The 16,181-nt window shown below is 65.0% G+C and carries 16 protein-coding genes; 12 read left to right on the plus strand and 4 right to left on the minus strand.

From position 1 onward, the window contains the following. The first annotated feature begins 106 nt into the window (after window positions 1–106). The 6 genes from HB634_RS16895 to HB634_RS16920 all read left to right on the plus strand — a co-directional run bounded on the left by HB634_RS16895 (window position 107) and on the right by HB634_RS16920 (window position 9,031). Window positions 107–967 carry a mechanosensitive ion channel domain-containing protein gene (locus HB634_RS16895; protein WP_213949426.1) on the plus strand — a complete coding sequence of 287 codons (861 nt, stop codon included), beginning with the start codon at window positions 107–109 and terminating at the stop codon, window positions 965–967. Window positions 968–1,220: 253 nt separating this feature from the next. Then, complete coding sequence (aceF, locus tag HB634_RS16900; RefSeq protein WP_213949427.1) at window positions 1,221–2,936, plus strand: dihydrolipoyllysine-residue acetyltransferase; 1,716 nt, start codon at window positions 1,221–1,223, stop codon at window positions 2,934–2,936. A gap of 15 nt (window positions 2,937–2,951) precedes the next feature. Next, on the plus strand, window positions 2,952–4,790 hold the full coding sequence (gene lpdA, locus HB634_RS16905) for a dihydrolipoyl dehydrogenase (protein ID WP_213949428.1): 1,839 nt from the start codon (window positions 2,952–2,954) through the stop codon (window positions 4,788–4,790). Window positions 4,791–4,852: 62 nt separating this feature from the next. Further along, a complete protein-coding gene (locus HB634_RS16910) occupies window positions 4,853–5,314 on the plus strand; it encodes a transposase (protein WP_213949429.1) in 462 nt (153 codons plus the stop codon). Window positions 5,315–5,494: 180 nt separating this feature from the next. Continuing rightward, window positions 5,495–6,817: an amino acid permease gene (locus HB634_RS16915; RefSeq protein ID WP_213949430.1), complete on the plus strand. Its 1,323-nt coding sequence runs from the start codon at window positions 5,495–5,497 to the stop codon at window positions 6,815–6,817. 114 nt (window positions 6,818–6,931) lie between these two features. Continuing rightward, window positions 6,932–9,031 (plus strand): beta-agarase, encoded by a 2,100-nt coding sequence (locus tag HB634_RS16920; RefSeq protein ID WP_213949431.1) that lies wholly within the window; start codon window positions 6,932–6,934, stop codon window positions 9,029–9,031. Here HB634_RS16920 and HB634_RS16925 read toward each other — a convergent pair. The 4 genes from HB634_RS16925 to HB634_RS16940 form a co-directional block, all read right to left on the minus strand. After that, the gene (locus HB634_RS16925) at window positions 9,014–9,196 is read right to left on the minus strand and encodes a DUF2061 domain-containing protein (protein ID WP_213949432.1); all 183 of its coding nucleotides are present in this window, start codon (window positions 9,194–9,196) and stop codon (window positions 9,014–9,016) included. The two genes, HB634_RS16920 and HB634_RS16925, sit on opposite strands and share 18 nt — an antisense overlap. A gap of 107 nt (window positions 9,197–9,303) precedes the next feature. Next, on the minus strand, window positions 9,304–9,714 hold the full coding sequence (locus HB634_RS16930; protein WP_213949433.1) for a hypothetical protein: 411 nt from the start codon (window positions 9,712–9,714) through the stop codon (window positions 9,304–9,306). Between the two features lie 10 nt (window positions 9,715–9,724). After that, a complete protein-coding gene (locus tag HB634_RS16935) occupies window positions 9,725–10,192 on the minus strand; it encodes an Mpo1-like protein (RefSeq protein WP_213949434.1) in 468 nt (155 codons plus the stop codon). Between the two features lie 34 nt (window positions 10,193–10,226). Next, entirely contained in the window at window positions 10,227–11,123 is an 897-nt protein-coding gene (locus HB634_RS16940; protein WP_213949435.1) for a phosphoribosylaminoimidazolesuccinocarboxamide synthase, read from the minus strand. A gap of 209 nt (window positions 11,124–11,332) precedes the next feature. Between HB634_RS16940 and HB634_RS16945 the strand changes: the two genes are divergently transcribed. The 6 genes from HB634_RS16945 to pdsR all read left to right on the plus strand — a co-directional run bounded on the left by HB634_RS16945 (window position 11,333) and on the right by pdsR (window position 16,123). Continuing rightward, complete coding sequence (locus tag HB634_RS16945) at window positions 11,333–11,644, plus strand: c-type cytochrome (RefSeq protein WP_213949436.1); 312 nt, start codon at window positions 11,333–11,335, stop codon at window positions 11,642–11,644. After that, complete coding sequence (gene djlA, locus HB634_RS16950) at window positions 11,641–12,456, plus strand: co-chaperone DjlA (protein WP_063573952.1); 816 nt, start codon at window positions 11,641–11,643, stop codon at window positions 12,454–12,456. Before HB634_RS16945 ends, djlA begins: the two co-directional genes overlap by 4 nt. A 176-nt stretch (window positions 12,457–12,632) precedes the next feature. Beyond that, window positions 12,633–13,307, plus strand: a complete 675-nt coding sequence (gene rpe / locus HB634_RS16955) for a ribulose-phosphate 3-epimerase (RefSeq protein WP_063573953.1) — start codon at window positions 12,633–12,635, stop codon at window positions 13,305–13,307. Between the two features lie 103 nt (window positions 13,308–13,410). Then, window positions 13,411–14,157 (plus strand): hypothetical protein, encoded by a 747-nt coding sequence (locus tag HB634_RS16960; protein WP_213949437.1) that lies wholly within the window; start codon window positions 13,411–13,413, stop codon window positions 14,155–14,157. A gap of 16 nt (window positions 14,158–14,173) precedes the next feature. After that, on the plus strand, window positions 14,174–14,950 hold the full coding sequence (locus tag HB634_RS16965) for an SEL1-like repeat protein (protein ID WP_213949438.1): 777 nt from the start codon (window positions 14,174–14,176) through the stop codon (window positions 14,948–14,950). Window positions 14,951–15,433: 483 nt separating this feature from the next. Continuing rightward, window positions 15,434–16,123, plus strand: coding sequence for a proteobacterial dedicated sortase system response regulator (gene pdsR / locus HB634_RS16970; RefSeq protein ID WP_046967898.1), 690 nt, complete (start codon window positions 15,434–15,436; stop codon window positions 16,121–16,123). Window positions 16,124–16,181: the final 58 nt, after the last annotated feature.

Here is a 16,181-nt window from a genome sequence, read left to right on the forward strand (position 1 = left end):
CGGTCCAGGTTGTCGCAAGCACCCATTCGCCGATGAATCGGCTCCTACAGAAGGGCTTGCGATGCTAGCCTCAGTGCCGAATTAGAAACGGCAGGAGGCACACCCCATGAACGACTTTCTCGATCATCTCGGCATCGACGCGGCCACGCGCGCGCTGATCGTCACCTATTCGATCCGCATCGCCCTGGCATTGCTGCTGTTGCTGATCGGCTTCTGGATCTCCGCACGCGTCGCCAACCTGGGTCGGCGTGCTCTAGAGCGCGCCCGCGTCGATGTCACGCTGGCGATGTTCCTGCGCAACATCATCTACGGCATCCTCATCGCGCTGCTGCTGATCCAGGTGCTCGGCATGGCCGGTATTCCCACGGCCTCGTTCATCGCCGCGATCGGCGCCGCCGGGCTGGCCATCGGCCTGGCCCTCAACAGCTCGCTGTCCAACCTCGCCTGGGGCGTGCTGTTGATCCTGTTCCGTCCGTTTCGCGTGGGCGATCACGTCACCATCGGCGGTGTCGAAGGTGACGTGCAGAGCGTGAACCTCATGCACACCTACCTGATCACGCCGGACAATCGCCAGGCCGTTCTGCCGAATGCCAAGGTCGGCGGTGACGCGATCATCAACTTCAATGTTCGCGGTACGCGTCGCTTCGAGATCAAGGTCGGCATCGGCTACAACGACGATATCGGCAAGGCCATGCAGGTGGTGCGCGACCTGTTCGCCGCCGACTCGCGCATCCTCAAGGATCCTGTCCCGGGTGTCTGGACCGAAGCCCTCGGCGATTCCAGCGTGAACCTCGTCGTCCGGGGCTGGACCGCTACCGGCGATCTGTGGGAGACCCAGACCACGCTGATCCGCAGCATCAAGGAGCGGTTCGACGAGTCCGGCATCACTATCCCGTATCCGCAGAGCGAGATTCGCCTGGTCCAGGCCCCCACGCCCGCAGCCCCGGACGCGACCAGCCCCTCGTAGGAGCCGATTCATCGGCGATCCCGCGGCAGCGGGCCAGGTTGCCGAGGGCCCGAATCGCCGATGAATCGGCTCCTACCGGGCACAGGCGGCGTTAACGCCCTTTGGTTCTAGCTGAAATACTGGCAAACAACCGTTTGAATCGTGGGAAACGCCGCCTGAGGGATTACAATCGACCGGTTGCGCCGTCCAGCGGCGCCCGTCCTTCCCCCGCCGGTGGGTTTGCCGCCCGCCGACGCCTGCTTCAGGAGTTCCTATGGCCGACGTCAAAGAAGCCCGTGTCCCCGATATTGGTGGCAGCGCGGTCCCCGTCATCGAAATCATGGTCAAGGTCGGCGATCGCGTCGAGAAAGACCAGAGCCTGGTGACGCTCGAATCCGACAAGGCCACGATGGAAGTGCCGGCGCCGTTCGCTGGCGTCATCAAGGAACTGAAGGTCAAGGTCGGCGATGAAGTCGACGAAGGCCACGTGATCGCTCTGGTCGAAGCCGACGGCGACGCCCCGGCTGCCGCCGCACCGAAGGCGGAAGCGCCCAAGGCTGAGGTCGCCAAGGCCGATGCTCCGAAGGCCGATGCGCCCAAGGCCGCCGCACCCGCACCCGCGCCGGCTCCGGCCGCCGCCAAGGCGCCGTCCGCGTCCAAGTCCTCCGGCCCGATCAACGTCACCGTGCCCGACATCGGCGGTAAGCCGGTGCCGATCATCGAGCTCATGGTCAAGGTCGGCGACACCGTCACCAAGGACCAGAGCCTGATGACGCTCGAGTCCGACAAGGCCACGATGGATATTCCCGCGCCGTCCGCCGGCGTGATCAAGGAACTGAAGGTCAAGGTCGGCGACGAGGTCAACGACGGCGACCTGATCGCCGTGCTGGAAGGCGAGGGCGGCGACACCGCTGCCGAAGCCGACGCACAGCCGGCCGCCGCAGCCGCCAAGCCGGCCGCTGCCGAGGCGCCTGCCGAAGCACCGAAGCGCGAAGCCGCCGCCGACGTTCCGGCCGGTGGCGCACCGCGCACGCCGCCCGTGTCGTTCGATGCCAGCGTCGTCATGCCGGACTCCGTGCCTTACGCCAGCCCGTCCGTGCGCGCTTACGCTCGCGAACTCGGCGTGGACGTGGCCCAGGTCAAGGGCAGCGGCCGCGGTGGTCGCATCCAGCGCGAAGACATTTCCGGCTACGTGAAGCAGGTCATGACCGCGGGCGTGCCGACGTCCGCCGGTGGTACGGCTGCTGCCGGTGGCGGTCTTTCGCTGCTGCCGTGGCCGAAGGTCGACTTCTCGAAGTTCGGCGAGATCGAAGAGAAGCCGCTCGGCCGCATCCCGAAGATTTCCGCCGCGAACCTCGCCCGCAACTGGGCGATGATCCCGCACGTCACGCAGTTCGAAGACGCCGACATCACCGAGCTGGAAGCCTTCCGCAAGAAGCTCGGCGAAGAGAACAAGGACGTCAAGGTCAGCCCGCTGGTCTTCCAGATCAAGGCGGTCGTTGCGGCGCTGAAGAAATTCCCGCAGTTCAACGCCTCGCTCGACGCGGCGGGCGAGACGCTCACGCTGAAGAAGTATTTCAACGTCGGCATCGCGGTCGATACGCCGGACGGACTCGTCGTTCCGGTCATCCGCGACGCGGACAAGAAGGGCCTGCTCGAGCTGGCGGCGGAACTCAGCGAGATCTCGAAGAAGGCGCGCGACAAGAAGCTCACCGCTGCGGACATGCAGGGCGGCTGCTTCTCGATTTCCTCGCTTGGCGGCATCGGCGGCACGGCGTTCACGCCGATCGTCAACGCCCCGGAAGTGGCGATTCTCGGCGTCTCGAAGGCCGCGATGAAGCCCGTCTGGAATGGCAAGGAATTCGCTCCGCGCCTGATCCTGCCGTTGTCGCTGTCGTACGACCACCGCGTCATCGACGGCGCGCTCGCCGCTCGCTTTGCCGTCTTCCTCGCCAACCAGCTCGGCGACATCCGTCGCCTGCTGCTCTGACGGGGACGCATCGCCATGGCAAACACGATTGAACTGAAAGTCCCCGACCTCGGCGGTTCGCACGACGTGCCGGTCATCGAGATCCTGGTGAAGGTGGGCGACACCGTCGCCAAGGACCAGAGCCTGGTCACCCTCGAATCCGACAAGGCCACGATGGACGTGCCGGCCTCGCAGGGTGGCACCATCGTCGAGATCAAGGTCAAGGTCGGCGACGAGCTCAACGACGGCAGCGTGATCGCACTGATCGAGGCCGAGGCTGGCGCTTCGGCTTCGGCTGAGAAGCCAGCGGGCGACAAGGCTTCTGCGGCTGCGAAGCCGGCCGCTGCGGCGCCTGCCGCTTCGAAACCTGCGACGCCGTCCACGACGGTATCGGAAGCGCCGGCTCCCGCTCCTGTCGCGACGTCCGCTGCGCCAAAGGCGGCCGCCGACTCCGGTCGCAAGGCCGACATCGAGTGCCAGCTCGTCGTCCTCGGCTCCGGTCCGGGCGGGTATACCGCCGCGTTCCGTGGTGCGGACATCGGCCTGGATACCGTCCTCGTCGAGCGTTACGCCATCCTCGGTGGCGTCTGCCTCAACGTCGGCTGCATTCCGTCCAAGGCGCTGCTTCACGCCGCTGCCGTGATCGACGAGGCCGAAGCCATCGCCGCGCACGGCATCACCTTCGGCAAGCCGACCATCGACCTGGACAAGCTGCGCTCGTTCAAGGAAAAGGTCGTCGGCAAGCTCACCGGCGGTCTCGCTCAGATGGCGAAGGCACGCAAGGTCCGCACCGTCACCGGCGTCGGCACCTTCATCTCGCCCAACGAAATGGAAGTCCAGACGGCCGAAGGCACCAAGCTCATCCGTTTCGAGAATGCCATCATCGCGGCAGGCTCGCAGTCGGTGAAGCTGCCGTCGTTCCCGTGGGACGACGAACGCGTGATCGACTCGACCGGCGCGCTCGAACTGCGTGACGTACCGAAGACCATGCTCGTCGTCGGCGGTGGCATCATCGGCCTGGAAATGGCCACGGTGTACGCTCGCCTCGGTTCGGAAGTCACCGTGGTCGAACTCGCCGACCAGCTCATGCCAGGTGCCGATCTCGACCTGGTGAAGCCGCTGCAGGCGCGTATTGCCAAGCGTTACAAGGGCATCCACCTCAAGACCAAGGTCGTCGAAGCGAAAGCCACCAAGGCCGGCATCGAAGTCACCTTCGAAGGCGAAAGCATTCCCGAGACCAAGGTGTTCGACCGCGTGCTCGTTTCCGTCGGCCGCTCGCCGAACGGTAACAAGGTCGGTGCGGACAAGGCCGGCGTCGAAGTCACCGACCGCGGTTTCATTCCTGTCGATCGGCAGATGCGCACCAACGTGAAGAACATCTTCGCCATCGGCGACCTCGTCGGCCAGCCCATGCTGGCGCACAAGGCCACGCACGAAGCCAAGGTCGCTGCGGAAGCGGCCGCCGGCCAGAAGAGCTTCTTCGACGCACGCGTGATTCCGTCGGTGGCCTATACGGATCCGGAAATCGCCTGGGTCGGCGTGACCGAGCGCGAGGCGAAGGAAAAGGGCCTGAAGATCGGCGTCGGCAAGTTCCCCTGGGCGGCCTCCGGCCGTGCCATCGGCATCGACCGCACCGAAGGCTTCACCAAGCTCCTGTTCGATGAAGAGACCCACCGCATCGTCGGTGCCGGCATCGTCGGTGTCCACGCTGGCGATCTCATCTCCGAACTCGCGCTCGCCATCGAAATGGGCGCCGAAGCCGGTGACATCGGCCGCACCGTCCACCCGCATCCCACGCTCGGTGAATCCGTCGGCATGGCTGCCGAGGTGTACGAAGGCACGATCACGGATCTGTACATTCCGAAGAAGAAGTAACCCACGCTCACCCGCGGTGCCGGACGGCATCGCGGGTGACGCGTTGGCGGCATCGTGGGGTGATGCATTCCCCCCTGCTGCAATCCCATCGGCTTCGCCTGGCCCGTGTGTCGGAACCCGGCCGCATCTATCTGATTACCTCGGTGTGCTGGAATCGGGCACCTGTCTTTCGCGATGTGCGCAACGCACGTATCGCTTCCCGTGTGTGTCATAGCCCGAAGACATGGCCGAATGCCACGTGTCTTGCGTGGGTGGTCATGCCTGATCACTGGCATGGGTTGATTGAACTGCATGAGGGTGATCTTTCCCGGACGATCGCCCGGTTCAAGGCGATGGTTTCGAGCAACATCAAGCGGAAGACGGGGCGGAAGTCGCCGGTCTGGCAACGGACGTTTCATGATGCGGCGTTGCGGTCGGATGACGATGTTAAGGCTGCGGCGAGGTATCTGGTGGCCAACCCGTTGCGTGCGGGGCTTGCTGAGAGCGTTGGGGAGTATCCGTATTGGAATGCTGCTTGGCTTTAATGCCGCCTCGCTGACGCATCGGCCCCCTGCTTGGTAGGAGCCGATTTATCGGCGATGGGTTGTGCGACACGGTTAGGGGTTCGCCGATGAATCGGCTCCTACCGAGCGGGGGCGCGGTGCCCTGTACGGATCTGCGTCCTGCCTCGGGACAAATTCTCAGCCTTATGGCATCGTCCGGGGATGTCTGCCCCTCAGCCTGCTCACTACCTCCGTCGCCTGGGTATCTGGGATGCCGCGATGATCGTCATCGGCGGTGTCATCGGTGCGGGTATTTTCCGTACGCCGGCCACCGTCGCGCAGCTCACCAGTTCGGGCGGGGAAGTCATCCTCTTCTGGACGTTGGGTGGCCTGCTTACCCTGGCCGGGGTGCTTTGTTATGCCGAACTCGGTGCGCGGCGGCCGCAGGCGGGTGGCACGTATGTGTATCTGCGCGAGGCCTTCGGTCAGTTGCCGGCCTTCCTGTTCGGCTGGACCATGGCGCTGATCAACTACCCGGGCAGCGTGGCCGCGGTGGCGACCACGTTCGCCGACTATGCGTGCCGCGCCATGGGCCTGCCGCATGAGTGGGTCAAGCCACTGGCCGTGGGTGCGATCAGCTTCATCGTCGCGGTGAACCTGTTCGGCATTCGCGCCGGTGCCCTGGTGCAGAACATCTTCACCGTGCTCAAGCTCGGCGCCGTGGCCTTGCTGATCGTGGTCGGACTCTTCCTTGCGAAGGGTCATCTCGGTGCCGCCTTCGCCGCCGATCCGACGCACGACGTGCCCGTGAGTACGGTGATCGGTGCGATCCTTCCGGCCTTGTTCGCCTATGGCGGCTTCCACTACCTCAACGACCTCGCGGGTGAAGTGCGTGATCCGCAACGTACGCTGCCGCGTGCGTTGGGTCTGGGCATGCTTAGCGTCGTGGTCTGCTACGTGCTGGTGAACATCGCTTACATGACCGGCCTCGGTCATGCCGGTCTGGCCGCGAGCACCGCGCCGGCAGCCGACCTCATGCGTCGCGTCTTCGGCGAATCCGGCGCGACCATCATCGCCGTCGGTATCGCATGCTCCACGTTCGGTTACTGCAGCATCGCCATTGCCGGTGGTGCGCGCGTGCTGCAGGTGATGAGCGCGGACGGGATGTTCTTCAAGCCGATCGCGCGTATCGAGCCGCGCACGGGTGCGCCACAGTTTGCGCTCGTCGCGCTGGGTGGCTGGGCGATCGTCCTGCTGGTTTCCGGCAGCTTCAATGCACTGCTCAATTACACGACCGTGGGCGAGTGGCTATCGCATGCGTTCGGCATCGCGACCATCTTCTGGTATCGCAAGAAATTGAAGTCGGAACCGTCGCCGTATCTGGTGCCGGGGTATCCGGTGTTGCCGTTGATTTTTACGGTGACGGTGTTGTGCGTGATTGCCGCCTCGGCGATTACGCAGCCGGGTGATGCGGGGATGAGCCTGGTGATTATTGCGATTGGTGTGCCGGTTTATTACATGTGGCGGAAGAGGCGGGCGGTTTAGGGCTTGCTGGTGATGTAGCGCTTGCCGGTGGAATAGAGCTCGCCGATGAATCGGCTCCTACCGGGCGGGGGCCTCGCTGATGAATCGGCTTCCACAACGTGGGAGCATCGGGGGATGCGAACCCTTCTTTCATTTTTGCTTGTGGGTGCCACCGTGTCGGCGCAGGCCGCGACGGTGGATCTGGCTCATCCGGATGCCGTGCGTATGACGCCGAAGGGTGCCTCGCTGGATCCCACCATCTGTAAAGCGGCGGATGGAAGTGAGCTGGTCGCGGTGACCTTCCAGCCGTCGCCTTCGCCCTCGCTGGTGATCGCTCCAAAGCAGGGGAGTTGGGCGTGGCCGGCGAACGGCGCCATGCGCCTTCGCGTGCAGAACGGCATGCCCTGGCCCGTCACGCTCATCGTCGACATCGCCTCGAACGGCAAGCACATCATGACCACGGTCGGCGTGCCTCCGGGACCGCCGCAGACACTGTCGGTCTCGCTGAAGCCGACCTCGCCGCGTGCCTTCGGCATGCAGGTCGGGCCACCGATGCCGTTCGACGAAGGCAGGGAAAAGTGGCTCGTCGCCACGGCGGTCGAAGGCCAGGTCGACGCTGGCGCGATCACCTCGGTGACGCTGTCGATGCCACAGCCGGGCGCGGCGCAGACGCTGCTGTTCGGCAAACTGGACACCGTGGCCGACGATGTCGATCTTCGCCAGGCATATGCCGTCCTCGTCGATCGATCTGGCCAGTACACGCGCAGCGCATGGCCGGAGAAGGTGGCCAACACCGAAGCGCTCAAGCAGCGCGCGAACGCGTTGCCGGCCGCGGCCCCTGTCAAAGGCCTCGATCAATACGGCGGCCGCACCGATCTGCCCGCCTTGCAGAAAACCGGATGGTTCCACACGCAGAAGCAGGGCAATCGCTGGTGGCTGGTCACGCCGGAAGGCCACGCCTTCTTCTCGCTCGGCGTCAACGCCGTGAACATGACGGACGGCCGCACCTACGTGCAGGGACGCGAGTTCATGTTCGCCGACCCTGCCGTGGCGAACGGACCGTTCAGTGGCACCTCGGACAGCCGCAGCGACGCCGGCTCGCAGCGCGAAAACGGCATGAACCACGGCCGTTGGTGGGACATCTACGCGAACAATATCGCGCTGACCCTGGGCGACCATCCGGAAGCCGCGTGGCGCAAGCGCACGGTCGATCGCCTGAAGGCCTGGCGCTTCAACACGCTCGGCAACTGGAGCGATCCGGGCTTCGCTGGCGACCACCGGATTGCCTACACCGTGCCGATCCTCATCCACGGCGACTTCAACACGGTGAGCACGGGCTACGACTACTGGGGCCGCATGCCGGATCCCTTCGACCCGCGCTTCGTCAAGGCCACCGAAGCCGCCGTCGCCGCGGCGAGCAAGGGCGTGCGCGACGATCCCTGGCTGCTCGGCTACTTTGCCGACAACGAACTGGCGTGGGCAGGGCAGGGACCGCAAGGCCGCTGGGCGCTCGCCGTCGGCAGCCTCGCGCAGGGGCCGGAGAGTCCGGCGAAGCAGGCGTTTCTCGCCTACCTGAAGAAGACGCATGGTGAGGCCGCGGCGTTTGCCAAGGCGTGGGGCGTCGAAGCGTCATCGTGGGACCAGGTGGCCGCGAAAGGCTTCAAGGCACCCGACCCGAGCGAAGCGCATCCCGCCGTCGCGGTGGACTACATCGCCTTCCTGAAACTCTATGCGGGACAGTATTTCCGCACCGTCGCGCAGACGCTGAAGAAGGCCGATCCGCATCATCTCTTCCTTGGCGGCCGGCTTGCCGTGCGCACGCCGGAGACCGAAGAGGCGAGCGCCACGTACGCCGACGTGACCAGCATCAACACCTATACCGATCTGCCCGAGCACGGCTTCGACGTGGCCGAGTTTCGCAAGTTCGACAAGCCGGTGATGATCACCGAGTTCCATTTCGGCTCGGCCGATCGCGGGCCCTTCGGCAATGGCGTCGCCGCGGTAGGCAGCGAGGACGAGCGGGGTAAGGCTTACGCGCGCTTCGTGGATGCCGCCGTTGCATCGGGCGTCATCGTCGGCACGCATTGGTTTCAGTATGTCGACCAGCCGGTCACCGGTCGCATCCTCGACGGGGAGAACAGCCATATCGGCCTGGTCGGCATCACCGACATCCCGTTCGAGGGTTTCACGCGCGCCGTCACCGACGTGAACGCGCGCTCAGGCGGCGGGCGCTAGCTGCAAGCCGTTGCGGGTCTCGCGGGCCACTTCACGGCCGAAGGCGAAGGCCAGCGGCTCGGCGAGGCCGACGATGGCGCTGAGGGCCACGTTCTGGTTCACCGCGTAACTCATCGAGAAGGCGATGCTGAAGTGCGTCGCCGCGTATTTGATTTTCCTGGCCACGGCCGGACTCTCCAATAAGAATGACTCTCATTATGGGGATGGCGGGCCCCGAGTCCAACTGATGGTTCGCATCGAATCGATAGGAGTTCCCTATCGACCGACGACCCTCAACGACGAATCGTTGTCCCGAGCACCATCGCCACGACCATGACCAGCGCGACGGCCATGCAGGCGCTGGTCGGCTTGACCCGGCGGGCGTCGATCCGCGGAACCAGCCGCCAGATGAGGAAGGCGCCGATCAGCATGTCCAGCACCAGCGAGGCGCGCATCCAGGGCAGGACGAAGATCGACTGTCCCGGCGCCTGGCCGTGCTGCGCGGCGATCGCCAGGCCGCCGGTAAGCACTGCGATGAGCGCCCAGATCAGGCTGGCCATATAGGCACGGTTGAACACCACCGGTGTCTTCTCGAGTAAGCGTAGGGCTCCCCAGACGATAAGGGCAGGGATGACAGCGGCGGCGCTGGAGTAGATCACCCACCAGATAGCGGCGGAGAGGAAGGTCAGGAGAGGCTGGGTCACATGGCTTCCATCAGTACGCCGGGCCGAAGCGGCCGAGTGCCTTGCTCATCAGCCATGCCGGCCCGATGAGAAGGTACTGGAGGTCGGTCAGGAACGAGGGACGCTTGCCTTCGATCTTGTGTCCGATGAACTGGCCGATCCAGGCCACCACGAAGATGCAGATGGCCAGCCAGAGCAGACCGCTGCTGCCGATGTTGCGGTAGAGCGAATCGGTAACCAGCGCCAGCGAGAGGAAGGCGCCGGCCATGGCCAGTCCGATCTTGCGCGACAGCCGGTAGTAGTAGAAGCAGAAGGCCAGGAACATGGCCAGCACGGCCCACAGGCCCGGACGACCGAGCCAGCCGGGCACCGGGATCAGCCAGATCAGTGCGACCACCGTCCAGGTGATGGCCGGTACGCAGATCCAGTGAATCAGCCGATTCGTCGGGTTCTGATGATCGGCTGCGTAGTTGTCGAACCAGGTGGCTGCGTCGCGCATGGTCGTACCCCTGTAAGAACCTTCCAGCCAGAGCTTAGTCCAGTCGGATGCCCGCGAGCTTGTCCAGCGCCTCGGCATACTTGGCCGCGGTGCCGTCGATGACATCCGCCGGCACCTTCGGTGCGGGTGGCGTCTTGTTCCAGCCGATCTGCTCGAGGTAATCGCGGACGAACTGCTTGTCGTAGCTCGGCGGGCTGATGCCGACCTGGTAGTCGTCGGCCGGCCAGAAGCGCGAGGAATCCGGGGTGAGCATCTCGTCCATGATGTGCAGCACGCCGTTCTCGTCGGTACCGAACTCGAATTTCGTATCGGCGATGATCACGCCGCGCTCGGCGGCATAGGCCGCGGCCCAGGCGTAGATCTCAAGCGTGGCCTTGCGCACGGCGTTCGCCATGTCCTCGCCGACCAGGGCGACGACAGCCTCGAAGCTGACGTTCTCATCGTGGTCGCCCACGGCGGCCTTGGTCGACGGGGTGAAGATCGGCTCCGGGAGCTTCGCGGCCATCTGCAGGCCTTCGGGCAGCTTGATGCCGCAGATGTCACCGGTGGCCTGATACGCCTTCCAGCCCGAGCCGATGATGTAGCCGCGGGCGATGGCTTCGACCGGGACGGGCTTGAGGCGCTTGGTGATCACGGCGCGCTTCGCGTACAGCGCGGCATCCACGCCGGCCGGCAGCACCGAGGCGACGTCTTCGCCGGTGAGATGATTCGGAATGATGTGGGCGGTCTTGCCGAACCAGAAGTTGGAGATCTGCGTGAGCATCTCGCCCTTGCCCGGAATCGGATCGGGCAACACCACGTCGAACGCCGAGAGCCGGTCCGTCGCCACCATGAGCAGGCGGTTGCCCGGCAAGGCATAGACGTCGCGGACCTTGCCGCGATGGATGAGGTCCAGGCCGGGCAGGTCGGATTGGCTCAGGGTCGTAGGCACGGCGAGGACTCCGGGGTAGGGCGGTTCGAAGTCCGCCATTGTACCGGGCCCCCGCTGGTGTAGGAGCCGATTCATCGGCGATGGGGTGCTGGCGACAACCTGGCCCGCTGCCGCGGGATCGCCGATGAATCGGCTCCTACCGAGCAGGATGGAAAGGCCGTAGGCGTTGGCCTGCTAGAATTTAGGGTTACTGCCCCCATTGCCCTGCCATGCGAATCCTGACGACCGCGGCGCTTGCCCTGGCCTTATCCGCCCCTGTCCTTGCCACGCCGCCCACGAAGCCGGCGCGCCTGGGACTGTGCGCGGCGTGCCACGGTGAAGACGGCATGGCACGCATTCCCGGCGCACCCAATCTGGCCGGGCAGAAACTCGATTATCTTCGCGAAGCGCTTCGCCAGTACCGCGATGGCCGCCGCGACATCCCCGTGATGCGCGCAGCCACCGGCCCCCTCACCGATGCGGAACTGGACCAGCTGGCCCAGTGGTTCTCCGCGCAAACCCCTTCCAGAGCGGCTCCATGAATTTTACCGGTACCTTCATCGGCATCGTCGCGGGCATCTGGTTGACCCACAACCTGCTCGGTGCCCTCATCGGCGGCGCCCTCGGCTTCATGTTCGACGCCAGTCGCCAGCAGAACCAGCGCCGGCGCGCCCCCGCACAGGGCGGCTACATCTCGCCGCTGTTCGCGCTGATCGGCGCGGTGGCCAAGGCCGATGGACGCATCTCCGAAGCCGAGATCGCCATCGCCGAACGCCTCATGGCACGCATGGGCCTGGACCAGGACCAGCGCACGATCGCGGTGGGCGCCTTCAATGAAGGCAAGCAGCCGGAGTTCAACGCCGCCGAAGTGATCGACGAGCTTCGTCAGTGGGTCGGCCACCGTCGCGACCACGCGTTCCCGGTGATCGACGTGGTGATCGAAACGGTGCTCGCCGAGGGCAACCCGTCGCCCGAGAAGATGGCCATCCTGCGCCAGCTCGCCTTCGCCCTGCGCGTGAGCGACATGGAGCTGATGGCCCTCATGGCCATGAAGGGTTATGCCTGGAATGCCAACGCCGGCGGCCGCTCGTACGGCGGTAGCCAGGGTCGTACCGGTGGTGGCTATGTGCCGCCACAGCGCAGCGCGCAAGGGCCGGACCCTTACGCGGTGCTCGGCATCCAGCGCGACACCGACGACCGCGGCATCAAGCGCGCCTACCGCAAGCTGATTTCCGAGCACCACCCGGATCGCCTCGGCGATCTGCCGGAGGATATGCGTCGGCGTGCCGAGTCGCGGGCCAGCGAGATCAACGCGGCGTATGAGCGGATCAAGGCCGAGCGCGGCTTCAAATAAGGCAATGTGGGAGCCGATTCATCGGCGATAGGGTGCTCGCCCAAAGCGCACACACACTAGAAATAACCGCCCCACTGGATCACGCTTGGCCAGGCCCCATGTTCTTCGGTAGCTGGCCCGCTGGCGCGGGATCGCCGATGAATCGGCTCCTACACAACCTCTACATGGTATCGATCATGTCCAAGCAATCCCCTGTCATCGCCCCGTCCATCCTCTCGGCCGACTTCGCCCGCCTGGGCGAGGACACGCGCAAGGTGCTCGACGCCGGCGCGCAGTGGGTGCATTTCGACGTGATGGACAACCACTACGTGCCCAACCTCACCATCGGACCGATGGTGCTCAAGGCGCTGCGTGACTACGGCATTACCGAGCACATCGACGTGCACCTCATGGTCAAGCCGGTGGACCGCATCGTGCCGGACTTCGCCAAGGCTGGCGCGCGCAGCATCAGCTTTCATCCGGAAGCCAGCGAGCACGTGGATCGCACCATCCAGCTGATCCAGGGCGAAGGCTGCGAGGCTGGCCTGGTGTTCAACCCGGCCACGCCGCTGTCGTGGCTGGACTTCGTCATGGACAAGATCGACATGGTGCTTATCATGTCGGTGAACCCGGGCTTCGGCGGGCAGAAGTTCATCCCCTCGGCGCTGGAGAAGATCCGCCAGGTGCGCGAGCGTATCGACGCCAGCGGCCGCAAGATCCGTCTCGAAGTGGACGGCGGCGTCACCCCCGACAACATCGGCGCGATCTCGGCGGCCGGTGCCGACACCTTCGTGGCCGGCTCGGCCATCTTCAATGCGCCCGATTACGCCGACGTGATCCGCCGCATGCACGCGGCCATCGACGGCAAGTAATTGCGCCGGCGCGGCCGGTCATAAAAAAGATTTCACGAATAAAAAGCAAACTGGGTGGTACTGTAATCAAGACTCGGGGTGGGTCACAGTCGAGGATGTGCTTATGAAAGCGTTGTCCGTACTGAGCCTTACCGCCGCATTGTTTATCGCATCGACGGCCGCCCAGGCCGCCGATCGCCCGGTCCCCTTGCCTGACCAGCAGGCCAAAGTCGCCGACTCGTTGCAGCCCTGTCCGGGTGGCCTGGAGCGCTTCTTTCCGGGTGAATATTATTTCTGCGCAGCCGCCAACGACTTCTGGAGCGGCCATATGGGCCGGGCGCGCGAAAACCTGAAAGACGCCGCCCGCTGGGCGAGCAAGCCGGCCCAGTACGCGCTTGGCGTCATGTACTTCAACGGCGACCACGCCGACAAGAATCGGCCACTCGGCCTGGCGTGGCTCGCGATCGCCGCCGAGCGACACGACCCCGCGTACGAGCCCGCCTTCATCTCCGCCTACCGCCAGGCCACGCCCGAAGAACTCGCGCAGGCCGACGCGTATTGGAAGGAGCTCAAGCCCGTGTACGCCGATGCCGTCGCCGCGCCGCGCGCCGGAAAGCAGTTCGACCGGGCTTACCACGAGATCGAATGGGCCGCGAATTTCGGCGGCAGTGTCTTTATCGATGGCGTGTTCATGCCCACGGTCTCCACGCCGACGGCGGACAACGAACCCCTGCTGAGCGGCTTCAGTGTCGCGCGGTTGCTTCAGTCCCAGAAAGCCATGTACTTCTATGGTTACGATAGCCATGTGTTCGTAGGCGAAGCCGAGCTCGTGCCCGTCAGCCAGGTCGTGGCACGCAAGACCGACGATTGATCAAGGAGAGAACCCCATGAAGCATTTTCATGTCGCCGCACTTGCCCTTCTCTGTGCCGTCACCGGTGTCGCTTCGGCATCGGACGCCGCCACCTCGGCGTCCGATGCGAAGGCGCAGATCCGCAAGACCATCCAGGGCTGTGCCCAGGGCCTGGAGCGCCTGCTGCCCGGGGACTATTACTTCTGCGCCGCCGCGCGCGACCTCAGCCACGGGCATAACAGCTTGTCGCGCGAACGCCTGCGCGACGCCGCGCATTGGGCGAGCAAACCGGCGCAGTACGCCCTCGGCCTGATGTACTTCAACGGTGACGAAGGCCCGTCGAACCGGCCGCTCGGGATCGCGTGGCTGGCACTGGCCGACGAACGCCACGACCCGCGTTTCGAAGGTTCCTTCATCAAGGCCTACGCGCAGGCCACGCCAGCCGAGCGCGCACAGGCCAATGAATACTGGTTGCAGCTGAAAGAGGATTACAGCGACGCCGTGGCTGGGCAGCGCGCGCGCCGCCGGTATACCAATGAAATGCGCAACATCGAGGCCGCTTCGATGTTCGGCGGCTCGGTCTTCATCGACGGCATCACGCCGCCCAATGGTCCGGGGTTTGGCGAGTTCGCCAACGGCGAAACCTCACGCGTCTCCGGTCAGACGGGCTTCGCCGTCAACCGGACGCTGAACAAGGCGGGCGAGGAGTTCTTCCGTGGCATGGCCGGTACCGTCACCGTCGGCGAAGTTACGCCCGTCAACCTCGTGCCGATCGGCCAGGTCGTCGCCGAAACGCCAAAAGCCCCGGATTAACCGGGGCGTGCGGAATCGCTAAATCGGCAGCCACTCGGGATCAGGCTCCGCCACCCCAGCGGCTGGCGCACTTCCGTGCGCACCAGCCGCGCCGAGGCCTTCCATGGCCGGTTCCACGAAGTCGTCGAAAAGATCCATAGGATTCTCCCGTCTCAGTGCATGCCGAACAGGACGCCCAACACGAGGGCGCCAATGGCCAGGGCCACGCGGAGCGGCTCGAAGTCGCGTTCCAGTTCGGTGTTGTCAGCGTCGGGTTTGGTTTTCATGGTTCCTATCCTCGGCGCCGGGTCGGTAGGCGGAGCGTCCGCATTCGGGCAATCCGCAGGCCGTTTGTGGCAAATCCCGGGCAAACAAAACGTGTAGGCGCCCGGGCCGGGCAGGGGTGCGAGAAGGGGCAAGACGCGGGCAATCGCTGCCGGGGCCTTGCGGACGGGCCGTGCGCATAGGAACCTGCGCTGGCAAATTCACCTCAACGGAATGCCCATGGCCCGCAGCATCGCCATCGTCGAAGACGAACCCCTCATCCGCGCCAACTACGTCGAGGCGCTCAACCGCTTCGGCTACGAGGCCCGCGGCTACGGCTCACGCGGGGAGGCTTCCATGGCCTTCGCCATGCGCCTGCCGGAACTGGTCATCATCGACATCGGCCTGGGCGACGAGCCGGAAGGTGGCTTCGACCTCTGCCGCGAGCTCCGTGCAAAGTCGGCCACCCTGCCGATCATCTTCCTCACCGCGCGCGATTCGGATTTCGACGTCATCTCGGGCCTGCGCCTGGGCGCCGACGACTACCTGTCCAAGGACACCAGCCTGCACCAGCTCGCGGCGCGCATCGCGGCGCTGTTCCGCCGTATCGAATCGCTGAAGGCCCCGGCCTCCAGCGAGACGGTCATCGAGCACGGTCCGCTGAAGCTCGAGTCCGAGCGCATGCGCATCCTGTGGAACGGCATCGAGATTCCGCTCACCGTCACCGAGTTCTGGATGGTCCACACGCTGGTGCGTTTCCCGGGCCACGTGAAGAACCGCGACCAGCTGATGCGCGAAGCCGAGCTGGTGGTGGACGATGCCACGATCACCTCGCACATCAAGCGTATCCGCAAGAAGTTCATCGCGCTGGCGCCGGAGTTCGACGCGATCGAGACGGTGCATGGGGTCGGTTATCGTTGGACCTCCTGATTTCTGTAGGAGCCGATTCATCGGCGATTGGGTGCTTGCGGCACCGTTGCCCGCTGCC

It is taken from the genome of Luteibacter sp. dw_328 (assembly GCF_018449605.1).
Lineage (GTDB): Bacteria > Pseudomonadota > Gammaproteobacteria > Xanthomonadales > Rhodanobacteraceae > Luteibacter.

Bases quoted from the DNA above. Each gene is read 5' to 3' on its own strand.
- HB634_RS16895 (WP_213949426.1), top strand. From the start codon at position 107: ATGAACGACTTTCTCGATCATCTCGGCATCGACGCGGCCACGCGCGCG.
- aceF (WP_213949427.1), top strand. From the start codon at position 1,221: ATGGCCGACGTCAAAGAAGCCCGTGTCCCCGATATTGGTGGCAGCGCG.
- lpdA (WP_213949428.1), top strand. From the start codon at position 2,952: ATGGCAAACACGATTGAACTGAAAGTCCCCGACCTCGGCGGTTCGCAC.
- HB634_RS16910 (WP_213949429.1), top strand. From the start codon at position 4,853: ATGCATTCCCCCCTGCTGCAATCCCATCGGCTTCGCCTGGCCCGTGTG.
- HB634_RS16915 (WP_213949430.1), top strand. From the start codon at position 5,495: ATGTCTGCCCCTCAGCCTGCTCACTACCTCCGTCGCCTGGGTATCTGG.
- HB634_RS16920 (WP_213949431.1), top strand. From the start codon at position 6,932: ATGCGAACCCTTCTTTCATTTTTGCTTGTGGGTGCCACCGTGTCGGCG.
- HB634_RS16935 (WP_213949434.1), bottom strand. From the start codon at position 10,192: ATGCGCGACGCAGCCACCTGGTTCGACAACTACGCAGCCGATCATCAG.
- HB634_RS16945 (WP_213949436.1), top strand. From the start codon at position 11,333: ATGCGAATCCTGACGACCGCGGCGCTTGCCCTGGCCTTATCCGCCCCT.
- djlA (WP_063573952.1), top strand. From the start codon at position 11,641: ATGAATTTTACCGGTACCTTCATCGGCATCGTCGCGGGCATCTGGTTG.
- rpe (WP_063573953.1), top strand. From the start codon at position 12,633: ATGTCCAAGCAATCCCCTGTCATCGCCCCGTCCATCCTCTCGGCCGAC.
- HB634_RS16960 (WP_213949437.1), top strand. From the start codon at position 13,411: ATGAAAGCGTTGTCCGTACTGAGCCTTACCGCCGCATTGTTTATCGCA.
- HB634_RS16965 (WP_213949438.1), top strand. From the start codon at position 14,174: ATGAAGCATTTTCATGTCGCCGCACTTGCCCTTCTCTGTGCCGTCACC.
- pdsR (WP_046967898.1), top strand. From the start codon at position 15,434: ATGGCCCGCAGCATCGCCATCGTCGAAGACGAACCCCTCATCCGCGCC.